Source organism: Shinella sp. Sh6 (assembly GCF_055392685.1).
This window is the reverse complement of record NZ_AP044005.1, coordinates 1,666,851-1,692,085: the sequence shown is the minus strand read 5'-3', so window position 1 is coordinate 1,692,085 and position 25,235 is coordinate 1,666,851. Positions and strand designations below refer to the sequence as shown.

Below are 25,235 nucleotides of genomic sequence, written 5' to 3'. Positions count from 1 at the left end.
TCGTTTTCCTTTTCCGCCGTCACCGCCGCGCGGCGCCCTTGCCGTCGGGCGTCGCGGCGCTGGCGGGCACGTTGGCGGTGCTTCCGGCGGTCGTCGCGGACTTTCTGCCGTCGTTCGGGCGCCAGAGTTCCGTGCCAAGCGCCTTTCCCTTCATGCTGGACCAGACTCCCGACCACGACCCGTCGCCCTGGAGCTCGTAAAGCGCGATGCCGTGGCTCTTGCCGGCGTCGTAGCTGACGGCGAAGATGCGGTCCGAGCCGGCCGCCAGCGTGCCGATGCCGTGCGTCTCGTCCTTCCCGAAGCGCCAGGTGACGGCATAGGTCTCGCCGGTCCTGCGCACCTCGACCATGCCCTTGTAGGGGCTGTGGTCGCCGGGATTGGTGCCGGTCATGGCATAGGTGCCCTCCGGTCCCGCGAGCGCCGGCCACGGCAACAGGACGGCGGCCGCGAAAAGGGTGGCGGCGGCGATGCGTCTGCCCTGCATTCCCGGCTTTCTCGCGATGGTCATGGCTGTCCCCCTTGAATGACCGCTCCGTCTCTCCCGTCCTTTTACACCGGATCAGGCGGTTTGCGGATGCCTTTCGGCAGGGCGCAGCATGTCGATATGGGGAATGCCGTCCTCGACATATTCCTCCGACGTCGGCGCAAAGCCGAGGGCGCGGTAGAAGCCTTCGAGATGGCTCTGCGCGGAAAGCGCGATGGGCGCGCCGGGGAAATGCGCCTCGCAGGCGCCGATCGCCTCGCGCATCAGTACCTCGCCGAGGCCTTTTCCCCGGTAACCGGGCGCGACGACGACCCGGCCGATGCGCGGCGGCTCGCCGTTCGGGCGGAAGAGCCGCGCATAACCGGCCGTATCGCCGCCGACCAGCAGGCGAAGGTGCAGCGCCTCTTCATCCCAGCCGTCCAGCTCGGGATAGGCGCAGGCCTGCTCGACGACGAAGACGTCCACGCGAAGCTTGAGGAGCGCGTAGAGCTCGGCGGCGGAGAACGCGTCCATCCTCCGCACGTCGACGCTGTAGGCGGGTGCCGCGGTCAATAGATCACTACGCTGCGGATGGACTTGCCTTCGTGCATCAGGTCGAAGCCCTTGTTGATGTCCTCGAGCGGCATGGTGTGGGTGATCATCGGATCGATCTCGATCTTGCCCTCCATGTACCAGTCGACGATCTTCGGTACGTCCGTGCGCCCGCGCGCGCCGCCGAAGGCCGTGCCCATCCAGGTGCGGCCGGTGACGAGCTGGAACGGGCGGGTGGAGATTTCCTGCCCCGCGCCGGCAACGCCGATGACGACCGACTTGCCCCAGCCGCGGTGGGACGCTTCGAGCGCCTGGCGCATGACCTTCGTGTTGCCGGTGCAGTCGAAGGTGTAGTCGGCCCCGCCGATCTGGTCGGCGCCGCGCTTCGTCATGTTGACGAGATAGGGCACGATGTCGCCGTCGACTTCCTTCGGGTTGACGAAATGGGTCATGCCGAAGCGTGTCCCCCATTCCTTCTTGTCGTTGTTGAGGTCGACGCCGATGATCATGTCGGCACCGGCAAGGCGAAGGCCCTGGATGACGTTGAGGCCGATGCCGCCGAGGCCGAAGACGATGGCCGTGGCGCCGATCTCCACCTTCGCCGTGTTGATGACGGCGCCGATGCCGGTCGTCACCCCGCAGCCGATGTAGCAGATCTTGTCGAAGGGGGCGTCCGGGTTGACCTTGGCGAGCGCGATCTCCGGCAGCACCGTGTAGTTGGCGAAGGTCGAGCAGCCCATGTAGTGGAAGATCTTGTCCTTGCCGATGGAAAAGCGCGAGGTGCCGTCGGGCATCAGGCCCTGGCCCTGCGTGGCGCGGATGGCGGTGCACAGATTCGTCTTGCGCGACAGGCAAGACGGGCAGGAGCGGCATTCCGGCGTATAGAGCGGGATGACGTGGTCGCCCTTCTTCAGGGAGGTGACGCCCGGGCCGACGTCGACGACGACGCCCGCGCCCTCATGGCCGAGGATGGCGGGGAAGATGCCTTCCGGGTCTGCGCCCGACAGGGTGAATTCGTCGGTATGGCAGATGCCCGTCGCCTTCACCTCGACCAGCACTTCGCCGGCGCGCGGGCCTTCGAGCTGTACGGTCATGATCTCCAGCGGCTTTCCGGCCTGCACGGCAACGGCGGCGCGAACGTCCATCTTTGTCTCCCTTCACGGATTCTCTTGTCGGCCGACCATTGCAGAGCCGGCACGGTGCCTCAAGGGCGGTTGGTGGAAAATTCAGCCTCTGTCCCGGGCGATCAGCCGGGCGATCTCGGCTTCGAGCGCGGCGATCGCCCGGCCCGTCTCATCGTGCAGATGGCGGACCTCGCGCAACTGGCGCAGAAGGGGATGCAGATGCTCGTCGCCGGGCGGGTCGGCGGGCGCCTCGCCGATGCCGGCGATCAGCCAGGAGGGGGAAACCGAAAGCACGCCGGCCAGCATGAAGAGCGCCTTGGTGTCCGGTTCCGCATGGTCGCGCTCCCAGCCGCCCACCGTGTCTTCCGGCAGGCCGATGCGGGCGGCAAGGTCCTCCAGCGACAGGTTCAGCGCGTCGCGCGCGCGCCAGATGCGCCCGCCCAGCGTGTCGCCATCGGCGCGGCCCGAGGGGAAGGGGATGGTGTTGCTCTCTCCGGGGAAGGTCATGGCGGCCTCCGTTCTTCGTCGCGCGAGCTTACAGGCAAGGCGGCGGCGCGGGCTACCTCAAATGCGTCGCTTCGCGCCGCGCGCGGGCGGCAGGATTTCCGGCATTGCCAGCCGGCGGAAAAGAGCTATTGGAGGAGCGAGCGAAGGAGTGACCGATGACCGCCAGCACCACCGAGCCGCAGGACGGCGGCATCATGCAGGGCGTGCTGCTGATGGCGATCGCCATGCTGCTTTTGCCCTGCATGGACGCCATCGCCAAGTACATGGCGAACTTCGCCGGCATGTCGCCGGGGCAGGTGACGTTCTACCGCTTCTTCTTCCAGGTGGTGTGCACCGTGCCGCTGATCTTCACGCCCGGCGGCAGCGCCATGCTGCGGCCGAAGCGACCCTGGCTGAACCTCCTGCGCGGCGTGTTCCACGGTGCGGCGAGCCTCATGTTCTTCGCCGCCGTGAAATACATGCCGCTCGCCGACGTCTTCGCGATCTATTTCGTCGAGCCCTTCATCCTCACCGCCATGTCCGCGGCCTTCCTTGGCGACAAGGTCGGCTGGCGGCGGTGGCTCGCCATCGTCGTCGGCTTCGGCGGCGCGCTCATCGTCATCCAGCCGAGCTTCGTGCTGTTCGGCTGGACGGCGCTGCTGCCGGTCGCCTGCGCCTTCCTCTATTCGATCTACCTCTTCATGAACCGCGCCATCGGCAATGCCGATTCGCCGCTGACCATGCAGACCATCGCCGGTTTCGGCGGCACGCTCTTCATGGGGGCGGCGCTGTTCATCGGCGATTCGGCCGGCATCGCCGATTTTACGCCGTCGCTTCCCGGCTCTGTGCTGGCGCTGGTGCTGCTCCTCGTCCTCGGCGCTCTCTCCGGCTATGCGCACATGCTCGTGGTGCGGGCGTTCCGCATGGCGCCGCTCTCGCTGCTCGCGCCCTTCCAGTATTTCGAGATCATCTCGGCGACCGTGCTCGGCTACGCCATCTTCGGCGATTTCCCGACGCCGTCGAAATGGCTCGGCATCGCCATCATCGTCGGCTCCGGCCTCTTCATCATCTGGCGCGAGCACAAGAGCCGGAAGGCGAAGCCCGACATCGCCGCCTTCGAGTAAGACTATCGGCGCCGTTGAACGGGCGCGGCCTTCTGGCTAAGACTTTGCGCCTGAGACTGCCGGGAGGAAAGCATGTTCAAGAAGATCCTGATTGCCAATCGCGGCGAGATCGCCTGCCGCGTGATCAAGACGGCACGCAGGATGGGGATTGCCACCGTCGCGGTCTATTCCGATGCCGACCGCGATGCGCTGCATGTGGAGATGGCCGACGACGCGGTGCATATCGGCCCGGCCGCCGCCGCCGAAAGCTATCTGGTTGCGGAAAAGATCATCGCCGCCTGCAGGGAAACGGGCGCCGAGGCGGTTCACCCCGGCTACGGCTTCCTTTCCGAGCGGGCGTCGTTCTGCGAGGCGCTGGAGGCGGAGGGCATCGTCTTCATCGGCCCGAAGCCGAAGGCGATCCGCGCCATGGGCGACAAGATCGAATCGAAGAAATTCGCCAATGCCGCCAGGGTCTCGACCGTGCCGGGCTTCCTCGGCGTCATCGAGGATGCCGCCCATGCCGAGCGCATCGCCGGCGAGATCGGCTATCCGGTGATGATCAAGGCTTCGGCCGGCGGCGGCGGCAAGGGCATGCGCATCGCCTGGAGCGAGGGGCAAGTGCGCGACGGCTTCGAGCGCGCCCGCTCGGAGGCGAAAAGCTCCTTCGGCGACGACCGTGTCTTCATCGAGAAATACATCGTCGATCCGCGCCATATCGAGATTCAGGTGCTGGCCGACGCGCATGGCACCGCGCTCTATCTCGGCGAGCGCGAATGCTCCATCCAGCGGCGAAACCAGAAGGTCGTGGAGGAGGCGCCGTCGCCCTTCCTCGACGAGGCGACCCGGCGGGCGATGGGCGAGCAGTCCGTGGCGCTGGCGAAGGCCGTGGACTACCAGAGCGCCGGTACGGTGGAGTTCATCGTCGACCGCGACCGCAATTTCTATTTCCTCGAAATGAACACGCGCCTGCAGGTCGAGCATCCGGTGACCGAACTTGTCACCGGCATCGATCTCGTCGAGCAGATGATTCGCGTGGCGGCCGGCGAGAAGCTGGCGCTAACGCAGGCGGACATCAAGCTGAACGGCTGGGCGGTGGAAAGCCGGCTCTATGCCGAGGATCCCTATCGCAACTTCCTGCCCTCCATCGGCCGGCTCACCCGCTACCGTCCTCCGGCGGAGGGGCGGAACGGCGAAGCGGTCGTGCGCAACGATACCGGCGTCTACGAGGGCGCGGAAATCTCGATGTACTACGACCCGATGGTCGCAAAGCTCTGCACCTTCGCGCCGACGCGCCTTGAGGCCATCGACGCGATGAGCGATGCGCTCGACGGCTTCGTCGTCGACGGGATCGAGCACAACGTGCCGTTCCTCGCCGCGCTGATGCGCCATCCGCGCTGGCGGGAGGGGCGGCTTTCGACCGGCTTCATCGCCGAGGAATATCCGGACGGTTTCGCGCCGATGGCGCCGACGGGCGAGGAGGCGGGTATCCTTTCGCGTGTCGCGCTTGCCGCCCATCTCGTCGATGCGGAGCGCCGCGCCGGCCATCTCGACCGGCTGCGGCCGGCCGGTGCCCAGCGCACTGACTGGGTGGTGAAGCTCGACGATGCCTATCACGCGGTGACGGCGGACGAGAGCGTTAAAAGCGACTGGCGTCCGGGCGAGCCGGTCTGGCGCGGCACGGTCGGCGGGCGTAGTGTGACGGCGCAGATCCGCCCGCTTGCGAACGGCATGCGCATCGACTGGCAGGGGCTTTCCGTGCGCAGCCGCGTCTTCACCCCGCGCCTTGCCGAGCTCGACGCCTTGATGCCGGTGAAACTGCCGCCGGACACCTCGAAGATGCTGCTCTGCCCGATGCCCGGCCTCGTCGTCTCCATCGCCGTCGCCGAAGGGCAGGAGATCAAGGCCGGTGAGACGCTGGCCGTCGTCGAGGCGATGAAGATGGAGAACGTGCTGCGCGCCGAGCGGGACCTCACGGTCGGGGCAATCCGCGCGAAAGCCGGCGAAAGCCTCGCGGTGGATGCCGTGATCATGGAATTCGCCTGAGGCGCCTCAGGCGGCGGGCCGACAGTCCGCCTCCGGGACGGTCGGGCCGAACACCCGCTCGAACGAATCGCGGATACGCACGTCAACGTCGCTCATCATGACGGGCAGGCCGAGGTCGACGAGGCTGGTCACGCCGTAGCCGCGGATGCCGCAGGGCACGATGCCGGAGAAATGTTCGAGGTCCGGATCCACGTTGAGCGAGAAGCCGTGGAAGCTCACCCAGCGGCGCAGGCGGATGCCGATGGCGGCGATCTTGTCCTCGGCGGGCGAGCCGTCCGGCAGCGGCGGGCGCTCGGGCCGGCGCACCCAGACGCCGACGCGGTCCTCCCGCCGCTCGCCGCGCACGTTCATCGAATCCAGCGCGTCGATCACCACCGCTTCGAGCGCTGCCACGAAGGCGCGCACGTCCTGCCGGCGGCGCTTCAGGTCGAGCATGACATAGACGACGCGCTGGCCGGGGCCGTGATAGGTGTATTCGCCGCCGCGGCCTGTGGAAAACACCGGGAAGCGATCCGGTGCAACGAGGTCGGCGGCGTTCGCGCTCGTGCCGGCCGTATAGAGCGGCGGATGCTCGACCAGCCAGACGAGCTCGTCCGCCTCGCCGTTTGCGATGGCCGCAGCCTCCTTTTCCATCGTTTCCACGGCCTCGTCATAGCCGACGAGGCCGGGCGCGACGCGCCAGCGCACCGGCGGAGAGCCGGGAATGGCAAGAAGGGATGCGGAAATGTCCTGACGCTGCATCGGTGGGCCGTCCTTTTGTTCCGTTCTGCCAGATATAGGCGCGATCGTGCAAGGATTTCAGGGGTTTCAGGCCATCTGTGAAGGGCCTGTTGAAATTGTTCGCCTTCCCGTCATTTTTCTTATCGGACGGCCTTGTGCACCCCAAATGCTTTTGCTACATGCACCCCCGTCGCCGCAAGACGACGCCTACCACGATGCGGTCGTGGCGGAATTGGTAGACGCGCAGCGTTGAGGTCGCTGTGGGGCAACCCGTGGAAGTTCGAGTCTTCTCGACCGCACCAAGAACCCGGCTTCGGCCGGGTTTTTTGCTTTCTGGGCTCCCTCAAAGCTTCCTGAATTTCTTGACGACGCGCTCGCGCTTCAGCCGCGACAGGCGGTCGATCCAGAAGATGCCGTCGAGCTGGTCGATCTCGTGCTGGAGGCAGACGGCGAGGAGGCCGTCCGCTTCCTCCGTGCGGGCCTGGCCGGAAAGGTCCCGATAGGCAAGGCGGATGCGGGCAGGGCGCTCGACCTCCTCCGTCACGCCGGGCATGGAGACGCTGCCTTCCGTGTGGCGCTGCAGTTCCGGCGAGAACCATTCGATTTCGGGATTCACATAGACGCGCTGCGAGGCGGGGCCGTCGAGCTCGATCACCGTCAGCCGTTCGAGGATGCCGGCATGGGCGGCGGTGATACCGATGCCGGGCGCGGCGCGCATCGTCTCGGCAAGATCGTCCGTCAGTGCCGCAAGGCGCGCATCGAAAACCTCCACCGGCTTGCAGGGCATGCGAAGGCGGGGATCGGGATAGCGCAGAAGGGGAAGGATCGCCATGAAGGGCTCCGGCCGGTTGGTCCTGCCTCTTCCTATCCTGTTTGCGCCGGTGCGAAAACGCCGGCGGTGCGAATCGTGCGATTTGCATGAAATTGCAACAGCTTGCGAAATTTTTTCCAGTGACGCCCATTTGCCGCTTTCGGCGATGGACCGGCCGGGCGCTTTGCGCTAGCACGGGGGCATGCGGCGCGGAACGAGGCGCCGCACCAACCCTGCAGCAATTCCGTCGTCCCAGCCCCCGCTGACGCCCGGGCCGGGCGACCCCGGCAAGAGGAGCGGCCCGATGGAAGACACCGGCGACGATAGCCGCGTTCTCGAAACCGAGGCAGGGCACAGCACCTTCGACGGCGAGGATATCTATGCCGAGGACGGTTCGATCCGCTCGGACTTCCTCATGCATGTCGGCGCGGCCATTGCCGACGGCGACCTCCTGTTCCTGCGCCGCCATGTCGCGCGGCTGCACGAATCGGAAATGGGCGACCTTCTCGAGGCGATCCAGCCGGAACAGCGACGCCAGCTCGTCTCGCTGCTCGGCGCGGACTTCGACCTTGCCGCGCTGACCGAGGTGGACGAGGCGATCCGCCTCGATATCGTCGAGCACCTGCCGAACGAGCAGATCGCCGCCGCCATCGGCGAGATGGATTCGGACGACGCCGTCTACATCCTGGAGGACCTTAACCAGGAGGATCAGGAAGAGATCCTCTCCAAGCTGCCGTTCACCGAACGGATCCGCCTGCGCCGCTCGCTGGATTATCCCGAGAGCACGGCCGGCCGGCGCATGCAGACCGAGTTCGTCGCCGTGCCGCCGTTCTGGACGGTCGGCCAGACGATCGACTACCTGCGCGAGGACGCCGACCTGCCGGAGAGCTTCTCGCAGGTCTTCGTCATCGACCCGACCTTCCGCCTGCTCGGCGCCGTCGACCTCGACCGCATCCTGCGCACGCCGCGCGGCACGAAGATCGAGGCGATGATGCGCGAGACGAACCATCCCATCCCGGCGGAGATGGACCAGGAAGAGGCCGCGCAGCTCTTCGAGCAGTACGACCTGCTCTCCGCCGCGGTCGTCGACGAGAACGGCCGCCTCGTCGGCGTGCTCACCATCGACGACGTGGTGGACGTGATCCAGGAAGAGGCCGAGGAGGACCTGATGCGCCTCGGCGGCGTCGGCGACGAAGAACTGTCGGACAGCACCATCGAGACGGTGCGCTCGCGTGCGCCCTGGCTGCTGGTCAACCTCCTGACGGCCTTCCTCGCGGCCTCCGTCATCTCGCTGTTCGAGGCGACCATCGAGGATATCGTGGCGCTCGCCGTGCTGATGCCGATCGTGGCGGGCATGGGCGGCAATGCCGGCTCGCAGACGATGACCGTGACGGTGCGCGCGCTCGCCACCCGCGACCTCGACATCCACAATGCCTGGCGCGTCGTGCGGCGCGAGGCGGGCGTCGGTTTGCTGCACGGCCTCGCCTTCGGCCTGATGATCGGCCTCGTCGCCGGCTTCTGGTTCCACGACGGCAATATCGGCCTCGTCATCGCGGCCGCCATGATGATCAACATGTGCGCGGCGGCGCTCGCCGGCATCATGATCCCGATGCTGCTCGACAGGGCCGGCGCGGACCCGGCCGTCTCCTCCAGCGTCTTCGTGACGGCGGTGACGGATATCGTCGGATTCTTCGCGTTTCTCGGGCTTGCGACCTGGTGGTTCGCCATCCGCTGAGCGAAAAAATTGACTTATACGTAAAAGTCAATAAAATGCCTGCCCAGAGAAGATCGGAGCAGGCGTGGACAAGTTTTATACCATAACCGAGCTGACGCGCGAATTCGGGGTTTCCACCCGCACCTTGCGCTTCTACGAGGACGAGGGGCTGATCAATCCCGAGCGGCGCGGCCGCACGCGGCTTTTCCGCCCGGCCGACCGCCGGCTGATCCAGGAAATCCTGCGCGGGCGCCGCATCGGCTTCACCATTGCCGAGATCCGCGAGATCATCAAAGTCTACAAGGACCCGCCGGGCGAGGTGGGCCAGCTCGAAATGCTGATGCAGAAGGTCAGCGAAAAGCGCGAGGACCTGCGCCAGAAGCGGCGTGATATCGAGGAAACGCTCGCCGAGCTCGACAATGTCGAGGAAGCCTGCCTCACGCGCCTTGCCGAGATCGGCGTCGGCACCTGAGCTAGATCCAGCGCGCCGTCCCGTTGCAATAGCGTTCGAAATCGATGCCGAAGCGCGAGAGGAGATGCAGTTCCTCGCGCTTGATGGCGACGATGTTCGTAAGCCCGGCCGCTGCCATCGCCGTCACGATGCACCAGGGATTGAGCATGACGAGGCCGAGGCCTGCGGTCGCCAGCGTATAGCCGAGATAGATGGGATTGCGCGTGAGGCGGTAAGGGCCGCGCGTCACCAGATGGGTGGAGCAGCGGTTCGGCATGATCGCCGTCTGGCAGTCGAGCAGGGTGCGCATCGCCCAGACGTCCAGCACCGCCGCCGCCGCGATCAGCACGCCGCCCGCCGCCCGGGCGATCCAGACCTCCGTCTGCGCCGTCTCGAGAGGACACCACGCCTGGAGCAGGAAGGCTGCCGCTACGGCCGCGGCATAGATCAGCGGCGGCCAGGGAAAGGCGAGTGGCTTCACGCGATAGGCGTTCATGATCCTACTCCTTGAGGTCGGGCCTCGTTTCGGCATTTGCCGTGCATTGCGACGAGATCGCCGAGATGCGCTCGTCCGTGGTGACGTCGATTGCGCCGCTGTTGAGGTCGGCGAAGAGGTTTGCCTGCTGCAGCCTGTCGAGCGTGCAGCCGCAGAAGCTCTCGCAGAAGCCTCCGTCGCGTTCGTTGGTGCAGGCGCGGGTGCAGCTCTTCATGTAGCTTTCGACGGGATCCGGCGCGGGGGCGGGAAAGACCAGCGAGAAGCAATAGACCAGCGCGATCAGGATGGGCTGGTGGACAAGGTAGATGGCGAGACTGTGACGGCCGGCCGTCGCCAGAAAGGTTTTCCACCGCGCCTTTGTCGCAGTCCCCACGCCGGCGAGCCGCTCGGGAAGCGGGCTTGCGAGGAAGACGCGGGCGAGTGCGATGCCGAGGAGCACGGGGGCGATCCAGGGCAGCAGCGGCACATAGTCGTTCGAGCGCGGCAGGTCGACGGAAAGGCCGACCCACCAGAGCGCCGGATGGTCGAAGACGGGCGAACGCAGGTAGAGCGGCGCGGCGACGGCCGCCGCCGCGGCGAGCAGCGTCACGACTACCGGCAGGCGGAGGAAAAGGAGGCCGACGAGGCTCGCCGCCGCGATGGCATGCAGAATGCCGAAGAAGATGAAGGTCTGCGGGAAGAGGAACCAGGTGGCGAGCGTGATCAGCGCCGCCGCAAGGCCGATCTTGCCAAGCCGGATGAGGAACGGCCGCGGGCGAAAACCCTGCGCATGGCCGAGCACGAGGCTGAAGCCGGCGAGCGCCAGGAAGCTGCCGGCGATCAGCCGCGCGAAGATGCGCCAGCTGCCGGTCGTCGCGGTCTCCGGCTCGATATAGCCGAAATAGCCGAGGTCCCAGGTGAAGTGATAGACCGCCATGGCGATCAGCGCGACGGCGCGGGCCTGGTCTATGAGCGGAATGCGCGGCAGGCGGCGCGTTCGCGCGCTGCCGTCCTCCACACTGCCGTCAATCACCGTCGTCGTCATGGTTCGCGGTCGCCGCATTGCCTGGGTCCATGGGAATATGCCACGCCAAACTTGCGCCGGGCGGATGGCGGAAAGGTGGCTGGCCGGGGTTGCTGGGGTTCAGTCGAGGCTTTCGAGCACGGCCGCGCGCGCAGCCGAATAGAATTGCCGGCGCACGAGCACGACGGTGATGCCGGCGGTCGTCGCCATGAAGAGATAGGGGCTGGCGAACCAGCCGAGATAGCCGATCGACAGGAAGATGGCGCGAAGGCCCATGTTGAACTGCTTGGCCGCCAGGATGTTCATGTGGATGACCTTGTCGGCCGCAAGCTCGGCCCCGGCCGGGTCCTTGTGGATGTCGCCGCTCATCGGCATCGCACCGAGCAGGATCGTGCAATAGTTGAAGAGCCGGTAGGACCAGCCGAACTTGAAGAAGGCATAGCCGAAGATGATGGCAAGCCCGCCGACCTTCAGCTCGAAGCCGGCGCGGCTGCCGTGGAAGAAATACGGCAGGTCGTTGAAGATGGCGAAGACCTGCTCGGTGGCGCCCAGAAGCGCGAAGCAACTGCCGAGCGCCAGCAGCGAGGTGGAGGCGAAGAAGGCCGTGCCGTTCTGCAGGCCCGCCATGATCTGCGTGTCGATCATGCGCAGGTCCCGGTGGAGCGCGTTGCGGATCCATATGGTGCGCTGCGAGCTCATCGCCCGCGTGAGGCTCACCCGGTCGAGGAATTTCGCCCGGTCGGTGATCCAGGAATACCCGATCCACAGGGTGATGAAGACGACGAGGGCGGCAAGGTCGGGTGTGCTCATGGTCCTGCCTTGTGCCACGGATCGCGCAATTTGCAAGCGGGCCGCGACGGTCCGATCAAAGCTGTTAAAACATGGGGCGGCAAAGAGGCATGGCCCGCCCGCTGCCGCTACCTGTAACTGTCTGATTTTGCGACAGGTCATGCGCCCGGTGCGTGGCTCCTATGCCATTCGTGCCTTGGTTCTGCCATTTTTGGCGATTGCGGTTTCATCAAATCTTCACTAAACAGGGCCCCGAGCAGCGCCGAAGACGGCTGCTGCGACGACATCTTCCATCGGGGAAATCATGGAAAGTACCGTTCAGAAGTCCTGCTGGGGCATCACCGTCCGCGCAGTTCTCGGTTTTGGCGCCGTTCTCGCCATCGCTCATCTCTTCGGCGGCATCTGAAAATCCCGGGCCACCGACCTTACATAAGCAGCGCGCTCCCTCGGACGCGCTGCTTTTGTTTTGGCGGCATGTCGCGTTGGTAAAACCCGATGTCGGGAGATCGCCGTGGGCGCGGCGCGTGATAACGTAGCTTCAACAGACACAGCATAGCCTGCCGCGGCAAGGAGAAGTCCGGAAATGTTTCTTTCGGTGTTTGACGTCTTCAAGATCGGGATCGGGCCGTCCAGCTCCCACACGATGGGGCCGATGTCGGCGGCGAACCGTTTCCTCGATCTCATTCTCTCCGACGACTGGCCGCGCCCCTCCGGCGCCCATGTCGCCGCGGTCCGCATGAGCCTGCACGGCTCGCTCGCCTATACCGGCATCGGCCACGGCTCGGACCGTGCCGTCATCCTCGGCCTGATGGGCGAGCGGCCCGATTCGGTCGACCCGGACCGGATGGACGCCATCGTCGCCGAAGTCGAGCGCACGGGGCGCATCACGCCGCCCGGCCATCCCGGCTATGCCTTCCAGCCGAAGACCGACCTTATCTTCGACAAGAAGAACCCGCTGCCGGGCCATGCCAACGGCATGACCTTCTCCGCCTACGACCGCGACGACCGGCTGCTCCTGAAGCGCATCTACTATTCCGTCGGCGGCGGCTTCGTCGTCACCGATACGGAACTGGAGCAGATGCGCACCAGCAAGGCGCGCGCCAGCGACAAGAAGGTGCCGTTCCCCTTCGCCTCGGCAAAGCAGATGCTGGAGATGGCCGAGCGCTCCGGCATGACGATCGCGCAGATGAAGCGCGCGAACGAGGAAGCCACCATGTCGCGCGACGAGCTGAATGCCGGCCTCGACCGCATCTGGGAGGCGATGAAGACCTGTATCGACCGGGGCCTTCGCAACGAGGGCATCATGCCGGGCGGCCTGAAGGTGCGCCGCCGCGCCCGCTCGATCCACGACAAGCTGCAGGAGGAGTGGCGCTCCAACAAGGCGAACCCGCTGCTCGCCAACGACTGGCTCTCCGTCTATGCGATGGCCGTCAACGAGGAGAACGCCGCCGGCGGGCGCGTCGTCACCTCGCCGACCAATGGGGCGGCGGGCGTCGTGCCCGCCACGATCCGCTACTACCAGCATTTCCATGAGGATGCCGACCAGGACGGCATCCGCGACTATCTGCTGACGGCCGCGGCCGTCGGCGGCATCATCAAGCACAACGCCTCGATCTCGGGCGCGGAAGTCGGCTGTCAGGGGGAGGTGGGCTCCGCCTCGGCGATGGCCGCCGCCGGCCTTGCCGCCGTCATGGGCGGCACGCCGGAACAGGTGGAGAATGCCGCCGAGATCGCGCTGGAACACCATCTCGGCATGACCTGCGACCCCATTGCCGGCCTCGTGCAGGTGCCCTGCATCGAGCGCAACGCGCTCGGCGCGGTGAAGGCCGTGACGGCCGCCTCGCTCGCCATCAAGGGCGACGGCAAGCATTTCGTGCCGCTTGACGCCTGTATCGAGACGATGCGCCAGACGGGCGTCGACATGAACGAGAAGTACAAGGAAACCTCGACAGGCGGCCTTGCCGTCAACGTGGTGGAGTGCTGAGGCTTTATCTCTTCCTTGTGGAGTGCGACACGGCGGCCTCTTGACCCGGCCGCCGGCAAGGCGTTGAAAGGGGCATGGCCCTTCATCTCATCAAACTCTGTGTCGGCGCGGACTCGATCGAGGACCTGCGCGAATGGGTGTCCGAACGCTCGCTGATCGCGATGGCGGCGGGCATGGAGCCGCATTCCAGCCACATCACGCGGATGATCCCGAAGCGGGACCGGGAGCTGCTCGACGGCGGCTCGCTCTACTGGGTGATCAAGGGGCAGGTGCAGGCCCGCCAGCAGCTTCTCGACATCAAGACCTTCACCGATGCGAACGGCATTTCCCGCTGCGAGCTGGTGCTTGGGCCGGAGGTCGTCGAGACGGAATTCCAGCCGCGCCGCGCCTTCCAGGGCTGGCGCTACCTGACGGAAGACGATGCGCCGCGCGACCTGAAGAACATGGGCGAGGGCGCCGCGGACCTGCCGCTGGAGCTTCGGCGGGAACTCGCCGAGCTCGGTCTTCTCTAAAAGTCTGAAAATCAGCGCAGGCGCAGGCGAACCGGATAACGGTGCTCGCTGATGCCGACATGGAGATGGATCCCGGCGGCCGGCTGGCCCGAGCGCCAGGCTCTTGCGCCGTGGGCGAGCAGCATGCCGACGAGATCCTTCGTCCGGTTGCGGGAACGGCCGAGCCCGATATCGGCGATGCGCATCGCCGCCTCGTGCAGCGGATGAAGCGTGCCTTTCAGCGACTTGCGCTTGGCGTCGCGCGCCGCGGGCTCAACATCGAACAGGTTCTCGTTCATCGCCATGATCTGCCTCGTACGCTATACCCAATCGAGGATGGCAGAGCCGCAAGCGGCCTCCGCCGGCCTTCCCCCGCGGCCTCCGGTACGCAATACCTTCCGGCGGCCGTTGCGGGTGCAAGGCGGAAATCAGGGACCGCGCCGGAGCGCGATCCGGTACTGTTACTGCTGGCTGGCCCAGCAGGCGAAGCCCTTGCGCTTCAGCGCCTTGCAGGCGGAGGCTGCGCGGTCCTGGTCGCCGAAGCCGCCGAAGCGGGCGCGGTAGAGCTGGCCATTGTCGCTGGCGACGGCCACGGTGAACGGGGTTGCGCGGGAGAGCGCCTTGCCGCCCTGGTCCTGTGCCTTGGCGAGAAGCTTTTGCGCCTGGTCGCGGTCCGGCGTCGCGCCGATCTGGATCACCCAGCCGGAAGGGGTGGGGTCGGCCTTGACGGCCGAGGTGGTCAGTTCGTCGACGTCGGCATCGCCTTCGCCGGTGACTTCCTCCTGCGGCACGGCGGCTTCGCGCTGCAGCTTCAGCGTGGCGGCGAGTGCGCGCTTGCCGACGATCTCCGCCTTGCTTTCCGTTGCAGCGTAAGCAGTCTCGATGCGGGCTTCATTGTAGCGGTAGGTCGGGATCGGGCCGCTTTCCGGCAGGTCGACGCTGGCGACGGCGGCTGCGCTGTCGGCGCTCAGCGTCGGGGCGTCCCTGGTTTCGGCGATCAGGTCGCCGCTGCCGCGGCGCGAGGCCTTCGGCATATAGGCGGCAAGGAGCTTGCGCATCTGCTGGTCGCGTGCGGCGCCCGAGCGGCCGCCCATGACGACGCCGACCACGCTGCGGCCATCGGCGACGGCGGAGCTGACGAGATTGTAGCCGGAAGCGCGGGTGTAGCCGGTCTTGATGCCGTCCACGCCCCGCACCGAGCCGAGCAGGCGGTTGTGCCCGCGGATGACCTGCTTGCCGAGGCGGAAGCTCGTCACGGAGAAATAGTGGTAATACTGCGGGAAGTGCTGGCGCAGCGCGATGCCGAGGCGGGCCTGGTCACGCGCGGTCGTCACCTGCGCGGTGTTCGGCAGGCCGTTGGCGTTGCGGTAGACGGTGCGCGTCATGCCGAGCGCGCGGGCCTTCTGCGTCATGATGCGGGTGAAGCGCTCTTCCGAACCGCCGAGCAGTTCGCCGAGGGCCGTCGCGGCATCGTTCGCCGAGCGGGTGATGAGGCCGAGGATCGCCTGTTCCACGGTGATCGACTTGCCTGCGCCGACGCCGAGCTTGGTCGGCGGCTCGCTGGCGGCGTTCTTGGAGAAAGGCACGCGCGAATCGAGGCGGATCTTGCCGGCTTCCAGCGCTTCGAAGGTGAGGTAAAGCGTCATCATCTTCGTCAGCGACGCCGGGTAGCGCAACGCGTCCGCGTCCTCGCTGTAGAGCACCTTGCCCGTCTTGGCATCGACGACGATGCCGGCATATTGCGCTGCTGCCGCCGGCGCGGCGAAGGCAAGGGTGGCGACCATTCCGATCATTGCAAGGCTTTTCGCCGCATTGGCGACTGCCCGGCAGGAGCGGGGGAGGAAGTCGAGGAATACGGAACGGGGCACTACGCTACTCTTCATTCTCGGATTGCACATGTTGTCCGGGCGGGATTTCCCGGGGCGACCGTTGGCAGCACAGTAGCGGCACAGCGTTACCAATCGGTTTATGATGAATCATTGGTTTCTGAGATCGGTGGTGTTTTACGGCTTGAGGGCGGTGGAGACGGAGCGGCCGTTTTCGACGAAGGATCGGCCGAGATAGTCGCGCACGCGCGCCTCCATGGCGCGCCACTGCGGCAAAAGTCTGCTCGAAAAGCGATAAAGCACAGAAAGATCGCGGCCGATGTGGATATCGCGCTGGCAATCCGCGCTGGTCGATTGCGATTCGTTTTCCGGCATCATGCAGCGCACGGCATAGTCCGAGCCGTCCGGCAGGATGCCGGTGAAGAAGACCTCGTCGCCGTAGCCGGAATTCTCCCTGAGCCGCTGCAGGGTGAGGCCGTCGGGGCCGGGCTCCGGCCGGTCGTCGAAGAGATGGCTGTAGATCGGCTCCAGCCTTCCGGACATGTCCCGCGACATGGTGCTTTGCGAAAGGTTGAGGAAAATCAAACCTTCCGGACGTGTGGCATCGTTGAAGCGGGTGCGTTCCCCGTTGCTGTAGCCGTTCATCTCCGGCCAGGTGAGGTAGAGGTCCACATGCTCGGCGCGGCCGGTCAGGCGCTGCTCCTCGAAGCGGATCGTGTTGGCCGGCAGGCGGATCTGGTCCTGGCCGATGACGATGTCGACGGGTTCGGTGCTTTCCGTGTGGCCGGCAAGGGCGATGCGCTCGCCCAGCATACGCCCGCCGACGCTGATCGCCACGGTGAGGCCGGCGAGCATCGCGACGCCGATCGTCAGCCGCGTCAGGAAACGGTTGGAGATCAGCGGGGCATGTTCTTCGTTGCCGGTGGTTACCGCAGCCATCTTCCCCTCGCGGATGCTCGTTCGCCGTTGCGGAACGATTGGGCGAAGCGTCTGCGAACAGGGTTAATTTTTGGTTGAAATGGCATTGCGGCGGATGGCTGAAAAAGGAAGCGGCCGGTTCCGGGACAATAGAACCGGCCGCTGGGCCATGGTCGGGGACGGGGATTGGGGGACTGACCGGGCCCTTTCTTTCGCCCGGCATTGCTGCCGGGCAGTCTCTTCATGCGGCGCCGCAGACTACCGGACGCTACCGACGGCGTCGGCACGACCGTCTTGCAGCTTCACCCACTTGCCGGCATTTGCCGAGGACTGGCGCTTGAGGAAGCGGTATTCCGTCTCCGACCAGAGCAGGACCTTGTTGCGCATGTTGTCGAGCACGAAGTCGCCGCGGTCGGTGCGAACCGTCAGCACGGCATGGCCTTCGCCGTTTGGCTGGAGCACGACGGTGATGAGGAGGTTGGCGGGCGAGATGCCGGCCTGGATCAGCTTCTTGCGCTTGAGGAGCACATAGTCCTCGCAGTCGCCGGCAAGATCCGGATAGGCCCATTCCTCCTCGACGCCGTAGATCTCCATGTCGGTCATCGGCTGGATATCGGTGTTGACCGTGTAGTTGACGTTGAGGATCGTCTTCCAGTTTTCCTGCGTCAGCACGAGCGGGCCGGCATCCCTGCCGTTCGGGCCGCACTCGTCGCTGTAGCGCTTGCAGAATTCGTAATGGCCGATCGGCTGGTTGGTCGCGCCCGCCAGCGGAATGTTCGCCGGAAGGGCCATCGCTGCCTGTGCTGCGGCCAGAGAGAAGAGGAATGCAAACGTCCCTGTCTTGATGGCTTTTGTCATTGTGTCGTCCCCGTTTGATGAGGTCACAATGACAGCTATGTTTTGAGCTTGCGCGAAAAGCCGAAGTATAACTTAGTTCAAATCAAGATCACATAAGTATAAAATAAGAAGAAAATTCGAAATACACTTTATCTGTATTTGAGGCGCTTTTGATTAAATTTTGAACGGTTTTCGCGCCGGCGCGAACGCTGGCGAAATCGGCAAGCGTTTGATTCGGAAGTGATAATCCCTGATTTTCAGGAGCGGTGCTTCAGCCCGTGGCCGCGAAACGGCTGCTTCCCCGGATTCTCTGATAGGGTGGCGAGCGGCAGAATTCCGCTTCCGGGTCGCCGATTCTCTCCGTCCCGGCGCGGACGGCCGATTTTGACGAAAAAAAATTTTCGGGATTCTTGCCGGGGCGATGTGCCGGGCTGAAACAGCAGAAAGGGCCGATGGCCCCTTCCGGACAGTGCCGACAATGAGCTGTGCCGATTCGCTACAGGAACGCGGTCAGGGCTTCCTTCGACTGGACGGAGGAGAACTCGATGGCGACGCCCTCCTGGAAGTGGCGCACCACGCGGCCCTTCATGTGGCCGAGCTGGACCGGCGTGCCGAGCGCCGGGCGCACGTCGATGTCGACCGCCGCGCCCGAGAGCGAGAGGTCGATGATGCGGCAGGGGTAGCGCCGGCCGTCGTCGAGCGTCAGGTCGGTGCTGGTGTTGCGCGGCGTCAGGCGGTTGTGCCGGCGGTCTTCCGGCAGGCCGAGCTCGTGCTTGTTGGCGATCCAGGTGAGCTGGGCGGCCAGCTTTTCCCGCTTGCGGTCCGTCGCGTTGAGCAGGATGGCGAAGCCCGTGTCGTTGACGATGGCGACCGTGCCCTCGATGCGGCCGAGATGGTCGACATAGGCGATGATCCGCTCGCCGATGCGCGGGCGGGCAGCGCACTGGAAGGCGGCATCGCCCGGCGACATGTCGAGGACCGTGCAATCGTATTCGTCGTGGCTTGCCACCATCAGGCGGCCGGGCAGATTCACCGAGACGCGCTGGAAGCTGCGCTGCTCGGGCTGCGGCTTCTTGGCGGCAGGCGATGATTGCTGGAATGAATACATGAGCGCGGGGGCCTGATGATCCTATCTATTTCCAACTCTTAACCTTTCGAGGTTAACAGAAGGTTTGCCGGACGGATGGAATGCCATCTGGCGTTGGCGAAACGACAACTTTCAGGCGTTTCGGGTTGTATCGTCAGCGCTCGCGCGGTTCGCCGGCGTTCCTCCCGCCTTCGAATATCCGCAGATGCATGACCCGGCTGAAGGCCTGGCCGAGGGTGGACGGACGCACGGCCATGACGGAAACCGGCATGGGCACGGCCGGCCGGCTGCCGGCAAGGGTGCGCATGCGCGCCGGATCGATGACCGATACGGACCCAAGCGTCGCATAGCGGAAGGCCGAGAGCGGCTGGCGCTGGCCGGGCAGGGGCGCGAATGCCCCGATGATGCGATCCGCGGTCCTGCCCTTGGAGGCGAGCGGCAGCAGGACGATCTCCGCGTCCGTCGTCTCCAGCGCGCCGTCGACGAGCTGGACGGTCATGATCGCCGGCGTCGCATGGGCCATCACGTTCTCCGTGATGCGCGCGACGCGGCTGCGCAGGTCCGGCGAGAACAGCGCGTCGAAATCCGTCTCCTTCAGCTCGCGGCCGAACTGCGCGCAGAAGCGCGTGCCGGCCAGCCGGAAGCGCGGATTGCGCAGGCGGCTCTGCTCGAGGATGAAGACGTCCGGCAGGATGGCGGCGATGTCGGCAGGCTCGATGGCGGCGCGCAGCGGCACGGGCCGCTCGCCGCGCTGGCGTGTCCAGTAATCGTAAAGAGCCGTCGCGGCCTTCGTCTGCATGCGCATCATCCGATCGATTCCGTGCCGTTCCGGCACATGAGGGAGGCCGGATCGGGCATTTTCCGATGGCGTTGCGAGTTTCGTGCCAGCGCGATGTTAAGGTTAATGTTTGGTTTACGTTGCGTCGGGTGCCCATCCCGTGGAACATCCGGCCATCCCTCCACGAGGGAATGGTTTACTGCACATCAGATTATTGTCCCGGGGATTGGGGGCGCCGGCCGTTCAGCGAAAGCTGCACGGCCTTTCTTTTCTCTGTATAAGCGCGATTCTGTTTCGAGAGCGGATGGATTGTCATGAGTAACGACGGGGTCGAAATCGAGGGCGGGGCGGCGGAGACGCGCAAGCGGGAGCCGGCCTTCAACCTGCCGCAGGGCCTCGTGCTGGCGCTCGCGCTTCTGACGCTGGTCCATCTCGTGCGCACCTATCTGCTTTCGCCGGAGGCCGACAGCTTCGTGCTCCTGCACTTCGCCTTCGTGCCGGGCTGCTATGCCGTCGCCTGCCCGGAGCAGGGCATGGGCTGGCTGTGGAGCCCCGCCACCTATTCGCTGCTGCACGGCAGCTGGGAGCACCTGATCTTCAACGCCTTCTGGATGGTCGCCTTCGGCGCGCCGGTGGTGCGGCGCATCGGCCCGGGCCGCTTCTTCCTCTTCTGGTGCCTTTCGTCCGCGGCGGCCGTCGCCTTCCATACCGCGCTGCACTGGGGCGAGATGATCCTCGTCGTCGGCGCCTCCGGCGTCGTTTCCGGCCTCATGGGGGCGGCGGCGCGCTTCGTCTTCTCGCCGAGCGGGCGCATCAGCCGGCAGTTCGCCCATCTCAACCGGCGCCTGACGATCCCCGAGGCGCTTTCCAACCGCTCGGTCCTGGTCTTCTCCGGCATCTGGTTCCTCACCAACTTCCTGATCGGCTTCGGCCAGATCTTCGGGCCGGTCGCCGGCGGCGCCGTCGCCTGGGAGGCGCATATCGGCGGCTTCCTCTTCGGCTTCCTCTTTTTCCCGGTTTTCGACGTCGTCGTCGCCGAGCCCCGGCGGGATTAACGATAGTCCATTAGCGGTCTTGCAATCGCCTTTTTCGTGGCGCACCATGCATGCGTTCCGGTTCGCACATGCCACCGGAACGGCGCGGCATCCGCAAGGAGGAAGGGATGCCGCCCACGTACTGGCAGGGCATTCCTGCACGGGTTGCCCCGCCTCTCTGCGTCATGATGCACACGGGAGGTACGCATGTATGTAAAGGCAATACTGGACGAAAAAGGCCGCAATGTCGTAACCGGCGGTCCGCAGCTCACCGTCAGGCAGGCTGCCGTCTATCTGCATGAAAACCACATCGGCGCCATCGTCATCGTCGACCGCAACGACCGCATCGCGGGCATTGCGACCGAGCGCGACATCGTGGCCGCCGTTGCCCGCAACGGGGCCGAGTGCCTCGACAAGCCCATTTCCTCCATCATGTGGGGCAATGTCTATCGTTGCGGCGAGAACCAGAGCGTCAACGACCTCATGGAAATGATGAGCAAGCTGCGCGCCCGCCATATCCCGGTGGAAAAGGAAGGGCGGCTCGTCGGCATCGTCTCGATCGGCGACGTGGTGAAATCCCACATCCGCGCGATCCAGCACGAGGCCGAGGCGATCAAGGCCTATATCTCAAGCTGATCCCGGCGCCTTATACGGTTTCGGGCGGAACGATCCCATCGCTCCGCCCGCCGTCTCTCTCCATGATATCCGCCTGCGGCGCGCCTCAGCGCATCAGCACGACCTCCTGCATGCGCTTGATTTCGAAGATCCGGGCCTTGGTTTCCAGGTATCCGCGCTCGATGGATTCGCCGGCGCGGTGGAATTCCGACAGGCCGATATCCGACAGTTTGGGATGCAGCGCGAGGTCCGGCGGATCGCCGGCAAGGCGCGCGCGCGAAATGCGGTCCTGGATGATGTTGAAGGACTGCACCATCACGCCCGTCAGGCCGAGCCGGGCGGCGCTGTCTTCCTGGCGCGGCTCCTCGATCTTCTGCTGGCTGGCGCTGTGCTTGATCACCGCCGAGCGGCCGTAGAGGTCGTAATTAAGGTTGACGGCGACGACCAGCGGTTCCTCGTAGGCGCGGCAGACGGAGACCGGTACCGGATTGACCAGTGCGCCGTCGACCAGCGTGCGGTTGTTGCACTTGATCGGCTCGAAGATGCCGGGCAGCGCATAGGAGGCGCGCAGCGCCGTGATGAGGGAGCCGCCGTTGATCCACACCTCATGGCCGCTGTTGACTTCCGTCGCGACGGCGACGAAGGGGCGGTCGAGATCCTCGATCGAGAGGTTTTCGAGATGCTCCTGCATGCGCTTGGTCAGCCGCATGCCGCCGAAGAGGCCGGAGCCGCGAATGGTGAAATCGAGAAGGCTGGCGATGCGGCGCATGGTGAGCGAGCGGGCGAAGGCCTCCAGCTCGTCGAGCTTGCCGGCGAGATAACAGCCGCCGACGAGCGCGCCGATGGAGGTGCCGGCGATCATGCCCACCTCGATGCCTTCCTCCTCCAGCGCCCTCAAGACGCCGATATGGGCCCAGCCGCGGGCGGCGCCGCCGCCGAGTGCGAGTGCGATCTTGGATTTGCGCGGCAGGGCCGGCTGGGGAATATGGGACATGTCGTTCATGGAAGGTCCGCCCGGATCCGATGCATCCGCCGTTACGAGGCTACGATTGAAACTCCAGTTCAGCATTGCGGACCTCCGTTCCCAAGAGGAATTCGCGGCGATGAAAACAGTTCCGGTTTCCCGGTGCTCACGGCAACACGATAGATGACAGGATAGTCGCAGTCTGTGACGCGAGGAACTTCGGGCGCAAAGCGGCGCTCGAAACGTGTTCCCGGTGCATCCGGTCCAGGCTGAAGGAGAAGGAGTGGCCGCAGGATCGTCTTCCCCGAAGGGGTGGCTTTGGAAACCGGCCGTGACGCACGCGAGCGATGGTGTTCCATGTCCTGATCCACATGGCGGGGATAAAGGCCGCCATGGGAGCGATTAGGCGTCCGCACCCGTTGCCAAAGGATGAATCCGTGCCGGAACGGAGCGGAAAACGCCTGGATGCTTAATTTTTCCTGTACACCGCCGCCGGATCGAACTGCGGCGCGCCGCCGGTGATCGAAAGCGTCGCGCCGTCCGGCCCGTTCGAGACGGTGCGGTAGAAGCAGGAGCGCCGGCCGGTGTGGCAGGTGGCGTCGTGGCCGGCGACGGAGACCTTCAGCCAGACGGCATCCTGGTCGCAGTCGGTGCGCATTTCCACGACGGTCTGGAGGTTGCCGGAGGTCTCGCCCTTCTTCCACAGCGCCTTGCGCGAGCGGCTCCAGTAGTGGGCGATGCCTGTCTCGACGGTGAGCGCCAGCGCCTCGGCGTTCATGTGCGCGACCATCAGCAGTTCGCCGTCCTTCGCGTCCGTCACCACCGCCGTCACGAGGCCGTGCTCGTCGAAACGGGGCGTGAAGGCCGAACCCGTTTCGAGCTCGGCCTTGTCCGCGGAGGGGGCTTTGAAGGTGATCGTCATGGCTCTCGGCTTCCTTGGCGAAGCCGGTCCTCGCCTAGCTCCGGATCATCGTCATGAACCGGACCTGTTCGGCCGGCTCGGTCTTGAACGTACCCGTAAATGTGGTGGTGAGGGTTGTCGAGCCCTGTTTCTGGATGCCGCGCATCGCCATGCACATATGCTCGGCCTCGATCATCACGGCGACGCCGCGCGGGTTCAGCGTCTCGTCGATCGCCTTGGCGATCTGCGCCGTCATGGTCTCCTGCGTCTGCAGGCGGCGGCCGTAGATCTCGACGACGCGGGCGATCTTGGAAAGGCCCAGGACACGGCCGTTCGGGAGGTAGGCGACATGCGCCTTGCCGATGATCGGCACCATATGGTGCTCGCAGTGCGAGAAGAACGGGATGTCCTTCACCAGCACCATGTCGTCATAGCCGGCGACTTCCTCGAAGGTGCGGCCGAGCACGTCCTCGGCGGCAAGGTCGTAGCCGGAGAAGAGCTCGCGATAGGCTTTTGCGACGCGGGCCGGCGTATCGAGCAGGCCTTCGCGTTCCGGGTCGTCGCCGGCCCAGCGGAGCAGGACGCGCACGGCGTCCTCGGCTTCCTTCTGCGTGGGGCGGCCCGACTGTTCGTCGATACGCGGAAAATTGGTGACGATGGCGTCCATGGACCCATTGACCTTTCTGCAGGTTACCTGACGTGTTTATCGGACTCGCCACTGGCCATTCGCCTAACCCTGCAGGCTTGGGTTCCGTTGGCGGGCTCCGGGGCTTTCGGGTCTTCGCTCAGCAGTGCGTCGACCGTCCGGCACGGTTTCCCAAACAACAGGTGATGGCCCCGCATCTTGCAAAACCCTCACCCCAATACGAGTTATCATATAGTATCGATGACGGAGTGCGAAAGAGGCCGAGGGCGACACGCCGTGCTTTTTTCCCGACCGCGCCGGAATAATCTCCCCGAATCCTTGAAGATTCGGCAAAAAAGGCGGAAAACGGGGCCATGATGGACGATATCTACAACAGCCGTATCCTGGAGTTCGCCGGCAACATTCCGCGCATCGGCACGCTCCCCGACGCAGACGCAGAAGCGGGTGCCCATTCCAAGCTCTGCGGCTCTCGCGTGAAGGTCTATCTCAAGCTCGACGGCGACCGTGTCAGCGATTTCGCCCATGAGGTGAAGGCCTGCGCGCTCGGCCAGGCGTCCTCCTCCATCATGGCGCGCCATGTCGTCGGCGCGACGGTGGACGAGATCCGCAAGGCGCGCGAGGACATGCTTGCCATGCTGAAGGCGGACGGCGAGGGCCCCTCCGGCCGCTTCGAGGACATGCGGTTCCTCAAGCCCGTGAAGGACTACAAGGCCCGCCACGCCTCCACCATGCTGACCTTCGACGCCGTGGTGGATGCCATCGGCCAGATCGAGGCGAAGCGGCTGGAAACGGCCGGGTGAGGGTGATGCAGGGCAACTGCCCCTCATCCGCCTGCCGGCACCTTCTCCCCGCAAGCGGGGCGAAGGAGGGTGGGGCACTGTTTGGTATTCTGCAGGATGGCTTCTTTCTCGCGAAACCGTTGCGACACACCCCTTCTCCCCGCTTACGGGGAGAAGGTCGCGGCAGCGGGATGAGGGGCGGCCCCGTCCCGGATCGGCCCGTCGATGTGTAACGCCCCCGACTGCAACCACCCTCCAGAACGCCTCCGCTACCGCGGCCGCAACTGGCGCGGCCCGTTTCGCAAGACGCCGGGGCGGCTTTTCGGCATGGGCTTCATCCGCCTCTACCAGCTCACGCTGTCAGGCTTCATCGGCAATTCCTGCCGCCACCTGCCGACCTGCTCCGAATACGGCTACGAGGCCGTTGCGCGCCATGGCCTCTGGCGTGGCGGCTTCATGGCGCTGTTCCGCTTCGCCCGCTGCGGGCCGGGCGGCACGCATGGTTTCGATCCCGTGCCGGAGGCGCTGGAGCCCCGCCTTGCCTGGTGGGCGCCGTGGCGGTTGTGGCGCGTCTCGAAGGCGGAGCGCGGCTGTTGACGACGAAGAAACTCGGCACC

At 65.5% G+C, this 25,235-nt stretch carries 28 protein-coding genes and 1 tRNA gene; 11 read left to right on the top strand and 18 right to left on the bottom strand.

Features of this window, described 5'->3' with window-relative positions; translation table 11 throughout:
• Positions 1 to 19: 19 nt before the first annotated feature.
• From ACZ5TO_RS08330 to ACZ5TO_RS08315, 4 genes are all read right to left on the bottom strand, one after another.
• Positions 20 to 484 carry a hypothetical protein gene (locus ACZ5TO_RS08330; RefSeq protein WP_464800174.1) on the bottom strand — a complete coding sequence of 155 codons (465 nt, stop codon included), beginning with the start codon at positions 482 to 484 and terminating at the stop codon, positions 20 to 22.
• Between the two features lie 75 nt (positions 485 to 559).
• Complete coding sequence (locus ACZ5TO_RS08325) at positions 560 to 997, bottom strand: GNAT family N-acetyltransferase (RefSeq protein ID WP_464800356.1); 438 nt, start codon at positions 995 to 997, stop codon at positions 560 to 562.
• A gap of 35 nt (positions 998 to 1,032) precedes the next feature.
• Positions 1,033 to 2,160, bottom strand: a complete 1,128-nt coding sequence (locus tag ACZ5TO_RS08320; protein ID WP_464800173.1) for an S-(hydroxymethyl)glutathione dehydrogenase/class III alcohol dehydrogenase — start codon at positions 2,158 to 2,160, stop codon at positions 1,033 to 1,035.
• 81 nt (positions 2,161 to 2,241) lie between these two features.
• Positions 2,242 to 2,646: a helix-turn-helix domain-containing protein gene (locus ACZ5TO_RS08315; protein ID WP_184141514.1), complete on the bottom strand. Its 405-nt coding sequence runs from the start codon at positions 2,644 to 2,646 to the stop codon at positions 2,242 to 2,244.
• 155 nt (positions 2,647 to 2,801) lie between these two features.
• Between ACZ5TO_RS08315 and ACZ5TO_RS08310 the strand changes: the two genes are divergently transcribed.
• Positions 2,802 to 3,749 (top strand): DMT family transporter, encoded by a 948-nt coding sequence (locus ACZ5TO_RS08310; RefSeq protein ID WP_464800172.1) that lies wholly within the window; start codon positions 2,802 to 2,804, stop codon positions 3,747 to 3,749.
• Positions 3,750 to 3,821: 72 nt separating this feature from the next.
• Positions 3,822 to 5,774, top strand: coding sequence for an acetyl-CoA carboxylase biotin carboxylase subunit (locus ACZ5TO_RS08305; RefSeq protein WP_464800171.1), 1,953 nt, complete (start codon positions 3,822 to 3,824; stop codon positions 5,772 to 5,774).
• 6 nt (positions 5,775 to 5,780) lie between these two features.
• On the opposite strand, the gene lipB is transcribed toward ACZ5TO_RS08305, so the two are convergent.
• The gene (gene lipB / locus ACZ5TO_RS08300; RefSeq protein WP_184141518.1) at positions 5,781 to 6,515 is read right to left on the bottom strand and encodes a lipoyl(octanoyl) transferase LipB; all 735 of its coding nucleotides are present in this window, start codon (positions 6,513 to 6,515) and stop codon (positions 5,781 to 5,783) included.
• Between the two features lie 196 nt (positions 6,516 to 6,711).
• Here lipB and ACZ5TO_RS08295 point away from each other — a divergent pair.
• Positions 6,712 to 6,796: transfer RNA gene (locus ACZ5TO_RS08295), tRNA-Leu, on the top strand.
• A 41-nt stretch (positions 6,797 to 6,837) separates the two neighbouring features.
• Here ACZ5TO_RS08295 and ACZ5TO_RS08290 read toward each other — a convergent pair.
• Entirely contained in the window at positions 6,838 to 7,326 is a 489-nt protein-coding gene (locus ACZ5TO_RS08290) for a peptide deformylase (RefSeq protein WP_464800170.1), read from the bottom strand.
• Between the two features lie 283 nt (positions 7,327 to 7,609).
• Here ACZ5TO_RS08290 and mgtE point away from each other — a divergent pair, with 283 nt between their 5' ends.
• Entirely contained in the window at positions 7,610 to 9,040 is a 1,431-nt protein-coding gene (gene mgtE, locus ACZ5TO_RS08285; RefSeq protein WP_184141522.1) for a magnesium transporter, read from the top strand.
• Between the two features lie 64 nt (positions 9,041 to 9,104).
• Positions 9,105 to 9,491, top strand: coding sequence for a MerR family transcriptional regulator (locus tag ACZ5TO_RS08280; RefSeq protein WP_464800169.1), 387 nt, complete (start codon positions 9,105 to 9,107; stop codon positions 9,489 to 9,491).
• A gap of 1 nt (position 9,492) precedes the next feature.
• Here ACZ5TO_RS08280 and ACZ5TO_RS08275 read toward each other — a convergent pair whose 3' ends face one another.
• The 3 genes from ACZ5TO_RS08275 to ACZ5TO_RS08265 form a co-directional block, all read right to left on the bottom strand.
• On the bottom strand, positions 9,493 to 9,966 hold the full coding sequence (locus ACZ5TO_RS08275; protein WP_464800168.1) for a methyltransferase family protein: 474 nt from the start codon (positions 9,964 to 9,966) through the stop codon (positions 9,493 to 9,495).
• Between the two features lie 4 nt (positions 9,967 to 9,970).
• A complete protein-coding gene (locus ACZ5TO_RS08270) occupies positions 9,971 to 10,990 on the bottom strand; it encodes an acetyltransferase domain-containing protein (RefSeq protein WP_464800167.1) in 1,020 nt (339 codons plus the stop codon).
• A gap of 99 nt (positions 10,991 to 11,089) precedes the next feature.
• Positions 11,090 to 11,779, bottom strand: a complete 690-nt coding sequence (locus tag ACZ5TO_RS08265) for a DUF599 domain-containing protein (RefSeq protein ID WP_184141530.1) — start codon at positions 11,777 to 11,779, stop codon at positions 11,090 to 11,092.
• A 562-nt stretch (positions 11,780 to 12,341) separates the two neighbouring features.
• Between ACZ5TO_RS08265 and ACZ5TO_RS08260 the strand changes: the two genes are divergently transcribed.
• Complete coding sequence (locus ACZ5TO_RS08260) at positions 12,342 to 13,742, top strand: L-serine ammonia-lyase (RefSeq protein ID WP_184141532.1); 1,401 nt, start codon at positions 12,342 to 12,344, stop codon at positions 13,740 to 13,742.
• A 74-nt stretch (positions 13,743 to 13,816) separates the two neighbouring features.
• Positions 13,817 to 14,254, top strand: a complete 438-nt coding sequence (locus tag ACZ5TO_RS08255) for a DUF1489 family protein (protein ID WP_184141534.1) — start codon at positions 13,817 to 13,819, stop codon at positions 14,252 to 14,254.
• 11 nt (positions 14,255 to 14,265) lie between these two features.
• Here the strand turns inward: ACZ5TO_RS08255 and ACZ5TO_RS08250 are convergent, their stop codons facing one another.
• The 6 genes from ACZ5TO_RS08250 to ACZ5TO_RS08225 form a co-directional block, all read right to left on the bottom strand.
• Positions 14,266 to 14,538, bottom strand: coding sequence for a hypothetical protein (locus ACZ5TO_RS08250; RefSeq protein ID WP_184141536.1), 273 nt, complete (start codon positions 14,536 to 14,538; stop codon positions 14,266 to 14,268).
• A gap of 156 nt (positions 14,539 to 14,694) precedes the next feature.
• Complete coding sequence (locus ACZ5TO_RS08245; protein ID WP_464800166.1) at positions 14,695 to 16,131, bottom strand: SPOR domain-containing protein; 1,437 nt, start codon at positions 16,129 to 16,131, stop codon at positions 14,695 to 14,697.
• Between the two features lie 105 nt (positions 16,132 to 16,236).
• Positions 16,237 to 16,998 (bottom strand): hypothetical protein, encoded by a 762-nt coding sequence (locus ACZ5TO_RS08240; protein WP_464800165.1) that lies wholly within the window; start codon positions 16,996 to 16,998, stop codon positions 16,237 to 16,239.
• A gap of 237 nt (positions 16,999 to 17,235) precedes the next feature.
• The gene (locus ACZ5TO_RS08235) at positions 17,236 to 17,835 is read right to left on the bottom strand and encodes a transglutaminase-like cysteine peptidase (protein ID WP_464800164.1); all 600 of its coding nucleotides are present in this window, start codon (positions 17,833 to 17,835) and stop codon (positions 17,236 to 17,238) included.
• Positions 17,836 to 18,310: 475 nt separating this feature from the next.
• Positions 18,311 to 18,922, bottom strand: a complete 612-nt coding sequence (locus ACZ5TO_RS08230; protein ID WP_184141544.1) for a PilZ domain-containing protein — start codon at positions 18,920 to 18,922, stop codon at positions 18,311 to 18,313.
• Between the two features lie 133 nt (positions 18,923 to 19,055).
• Positions 19,056 to 19,700: a PAS domain-containing protein gene (locus ACZ5TO_RS08225; RefSeq protein WP_464800163.1), complete on the bottom strand. Its 645-nt coding sequence runs from the start codon at positions 19,698 to 19,700 to the stop codon at positions 19,056 to 19,058.
• A gap of 293 nt (positions 19,701 to 19,993) precedes the next feature.
• On the opposite strand from ACZ5TO_RS08225, the gene ACZ5TO_RS08220 reads away from it, so the two are divergent.
• Positions 19,994 to 20,734 (top strand): rhomboid family intramembrane serine protease, encoded by a 741-nt coding sequence (locus ACZ5TO_RS08220; protein WP_464800162.1) that lies wholly within the window; start codon positions 19,994 to 19,996, stop codon positions 20,732 to 20,734.
• 186 nt (positions 20,735 to 20,920) lie between these two features.
• Positions 20,921 to 21,349, top strand: a complete 429-nt coding sequence (locus ACZ5TO_RS08215; RefSeq protein ID WP_184141550.1) for a CBS domain-containing protein — start codon at positions 20,921 to 20,923, stop codon at positions 21,347 to 21,349.
• An 85-nt stretch (positions 21,350 to 21,434) separates the two neighbouring features.
• Here the strand turns inward: ACZ5TO_RS08215 and ACZ5TO_RS08210 are convergent, their stop codons facing one another.
• From ACZ5TO_RS08210 to folE, 3 genes are all read right to left on the bottom strand, one after another.
• On the bottom strand, positions 21,435 to 22,397 hold the full coding sequence (locus tag ACZ5TO_RS08210; RefSeq protein ID WP_184141552.1) for a patatin-like phospholipase family protein: 963 nt from the start codon (positions 22,395 to 22,397) through the stop codon (positions 21,435 to 21,437).
• 364 nt (positions 22,398 to 22,761) lie between these two features.
• Complete coding sequence (gene hisI, locus ACZ5TO_RS08205; protein WP_464800161.1) at positions 22,762 to 23,214, bottom strand: phosphoribosyl-AMP cyclohydrolase; 453 nt, start codon at positions 23,212 to 23,214, stop codon at positions 22,762 to 22,764.
• Between the two features lie 34 nt (positions 23,215 to 23,248).
• Positions 23,249 to 23,860, bottom strand: a complete 612-nt coding sequence (folE, locus tag ACZ5TO_RS08200) for a GTP cyclohydrolase I FolE (RefSeq protein ID WP_184141556.1) — start codon at positions 23,858 to 23,860, stop codon at positions 23,249 to 23,251.
• Between the two features lie 332 nt (positions 23,861 to 24,192).
• On the opposite strand from folE, the gene ACZ5TO_RS08195 reads away from it, so the two are divergent.
• Together ACZ5TO_RS08195 and yidD are read left to right on the top strand one after the other, a co-directional pair.
• Positions 24,193 to 24,639 (top strand): iron-sulfur cluster assembly scaffold protein, encoded by a 447-nt coding sequence (locus ACZ5TO_RS08195; RefSeq protein ID WP_184141557.1) that lies wholly within the window; start codon positions 24,193 to 24,195, stop codon positions 24,637 to 24,639.
• Between the two features lie 204 nt (positions 24,640 to 24,843).
• Positions 24,844 to 25,215, top strand: a complete 372-nt coding sequence (yidD, locus tag ACZ5TO_RS08190; RefSeq protein ID WP_464800160.1) for a membrane protein insertion efficiency factor YidD — start codon at positions 24,844 to 24,846, stop codon at positions 25,213 to 25,215.
• The last annotated feature ends 20 nt before the right edge of the window (positions 25,216 to 25,235 follow it).

Excerpts from the sequence above, each read along its gene's own strand:
- ACZ5TO_RS08215 (WP_184141550.1), top strand. The coding sequence starts at position 20,921 with ATGTATGTAAAGGCAATACTGGACGAAAAAGGCCGCAATGTCGTAACC.
- yidD (WP_464800160.1), top strand. The coding sequence starts at position 24,844 with ATGTGTAACGCCCCCGACTGCAACCACCCTCCAGAACGCCTCCGCTAC.
- ACZ5TO_RS08315 (WP_184141514.1), bottom strand. The coding sequence starts at position 2,646 with ATGACCTTCCCCGGAGAGAGCAACACCATCCCCTTCCCCTCGGGCCGC.
- ACZ5TO_RS08235 (WP_464800164.1), bottom strand. The coding sequence starts at position 17,835 with ATGACAAAAGCCATCAAGACAGGGACGTTTGCATTCCTCTTCTCTCTG.
- ACZ5TO_RS08225 (WP_464800163.1), bottom strand. The coding sequence starts at position 19,700 with ATGCAGACGAAGGCCGCGACGGCTCTTTACGATTACTGGACACGCCAG.
- ACZ5TO_RS08260 (WP_184141532.1), top strand. The coding sequence starts at position 12,342 with ATGTTTCTTTCGGTGTTTGACGTCTTCAAGATCGGGATCGGGCCGTCC.
- ACZ5TO_RS08250 (WP_184141536.1), bottom strand. The coding sequence starts at position 14,538 with ATGGCGATGAACGAGAACCTGTTCGATGTTGAGCCCGCGGCGCGCGAC.
- ACZ5TO_RS08210 (WP_184141552.1), bottom strand. The coding sequence starts at position 22,397 with ATGCTGAACTGGAGTTTCAATCGTAGCCTCGTAACGGCGGATGCATCG.
- ACZ5TO_RS08265 (WP_184141530.1), bottom strand. The coding sequence starts at position 11,779 with ATGAGCACACCCGACCTTGCCGCCCTCGTCGTCTTCATCACCCTGTGG.
- ACZ5TO_RS08255 (WP_184141534.1), top strand. The coding sequence starts at position 13,817 with ATGGCCCTTCATCTCATCAAACTCTGTGTCGGCGCGGACTCGATCGAG.
- ACZ5TO_RS08325 (WP_464800356.1), bottom strand. The coding sequence starts at position 997 with ATGGACGCGTTCTCCGCCGCCGAGCTCTACGCGCTCCTCAAGCTTCGC.
- folE (WP_184141556.1), bottom strand. The coding sequence starts at position 23,860 with ATGGACGCCATCGTCACCAATTTTCCGCGTATCGACGAACAGTCGGGC.
- ACZ5TO_RS08240 (WP_464800165.1), bottom strand. The coding sequence starts at position 16,998 with ATGGCTGCGGTAACCACCGGCAACGAAGAACATGCCCCGCTGATCTCC.
- ACZ5TO_RS08195 (WP_184141557.1), top strand. The coding sequence starts at position 24,193 with ATGATGGACGATATCTACAACAGCCGTATCCTGGAGTTCGCCGGCAAC.
- ACZ5TO_RS08290 (WP_464800170.1), bottom strand. The coding sequence starts at position 7,326 with ATGGCGATCCTTCCCCTTCTGCGCTATCCCGATCCCCGCCTTCGCATG.
- ACZ5TO_RS08230 (WP_184141544.1), bottom strand. The coding sequence starts at position 18,922 with ATGTATTCATTCCAGCAATCATCGCCTGCCGCCAAGAAGCCGCAGCCC.
- ACZ5TO_RS08305 (WP_464800171.1), top strand. The coding sequence starts at position 3,822 with ATGTTCAAGAAGATCCTGATTGCCAATCGCGGCGAGATCGCCTGCCGC.
- ACZ5TO_RS08310 (WP_464800172.1), top strand. The coding sequence starts at position 2,802 with ATGACCGCCAGCACCACCGAGCCGCAGGACGGCGGCATCATGCAGGGC.
- ACZ5TO_RS08330 (WP_464800174.1), bottom strand. The coding sequence starts at position 484 with ATGCAGGGCAGACGCATCGCCGCCGCCACCCTTTTCGCGGCCGCCGTC.
- ACZ5TO_RS08275 (WP_464800168.1), bottom strand. The coding sequence starts at position 9,966 with ATGAACGCCTATCGCGTGAAGCCACTCGCCTTTCCCTGGCCGCCGCTG.
- ACZ5TO_RS08220 (WP_464800162.1), top strand. The coding sequence starts at position 19,994 with ATGAGTAACGACGGGGTCGAAATCGAGGGCGGGGCGGCGGAGACGCGC.
- ACZ5TO_RS08270 (WP_464800167.1), bottom strand. The coding sequence starts at position 10,990 with ATGACGACGACGGTGATTGACGGCAGTGTGGAGGACGGCAGCGCGCGA.
- ACZ5TO_RS08320 (WP_464800173.1), bottom strand. The coding sequence starts at position 2,160 with ATGGACGTTCGCGCCGCCGTTGCCGTGCAGGCCGGAAAGCCGCTGGAG.
- lipB (WP_184141518.1), bottom strand. The coding sequence starts at position 6,515 with ATGCAGCGTCAGGACATTTCCGCATCCCTTCTTGCCATTCCCGGCTCT.
- mgtE (WP_184141522.1), top strand. The coding sequence starts at position 7,610 with ATGGAAGACACCGGCGACGATAGCCGCGTTCTCGAAACCGAGGCAGGG.
- ACZ5TO_RS08245 (WP_464800166.1), bottom strand. The coding sequence starts at position 16,131 with ATGTGCAATCCGAGAATGAAGAGTAGCGTAGTGCCCCGTTCCGTATTC.
- hisI (WP_464800161.1), bottom strand. The coding sequence starts at position 23,214 with ATGACGATCACCTTCAAAGCCCCCTCCGCGGACAAGGCCGAGCTCGAA.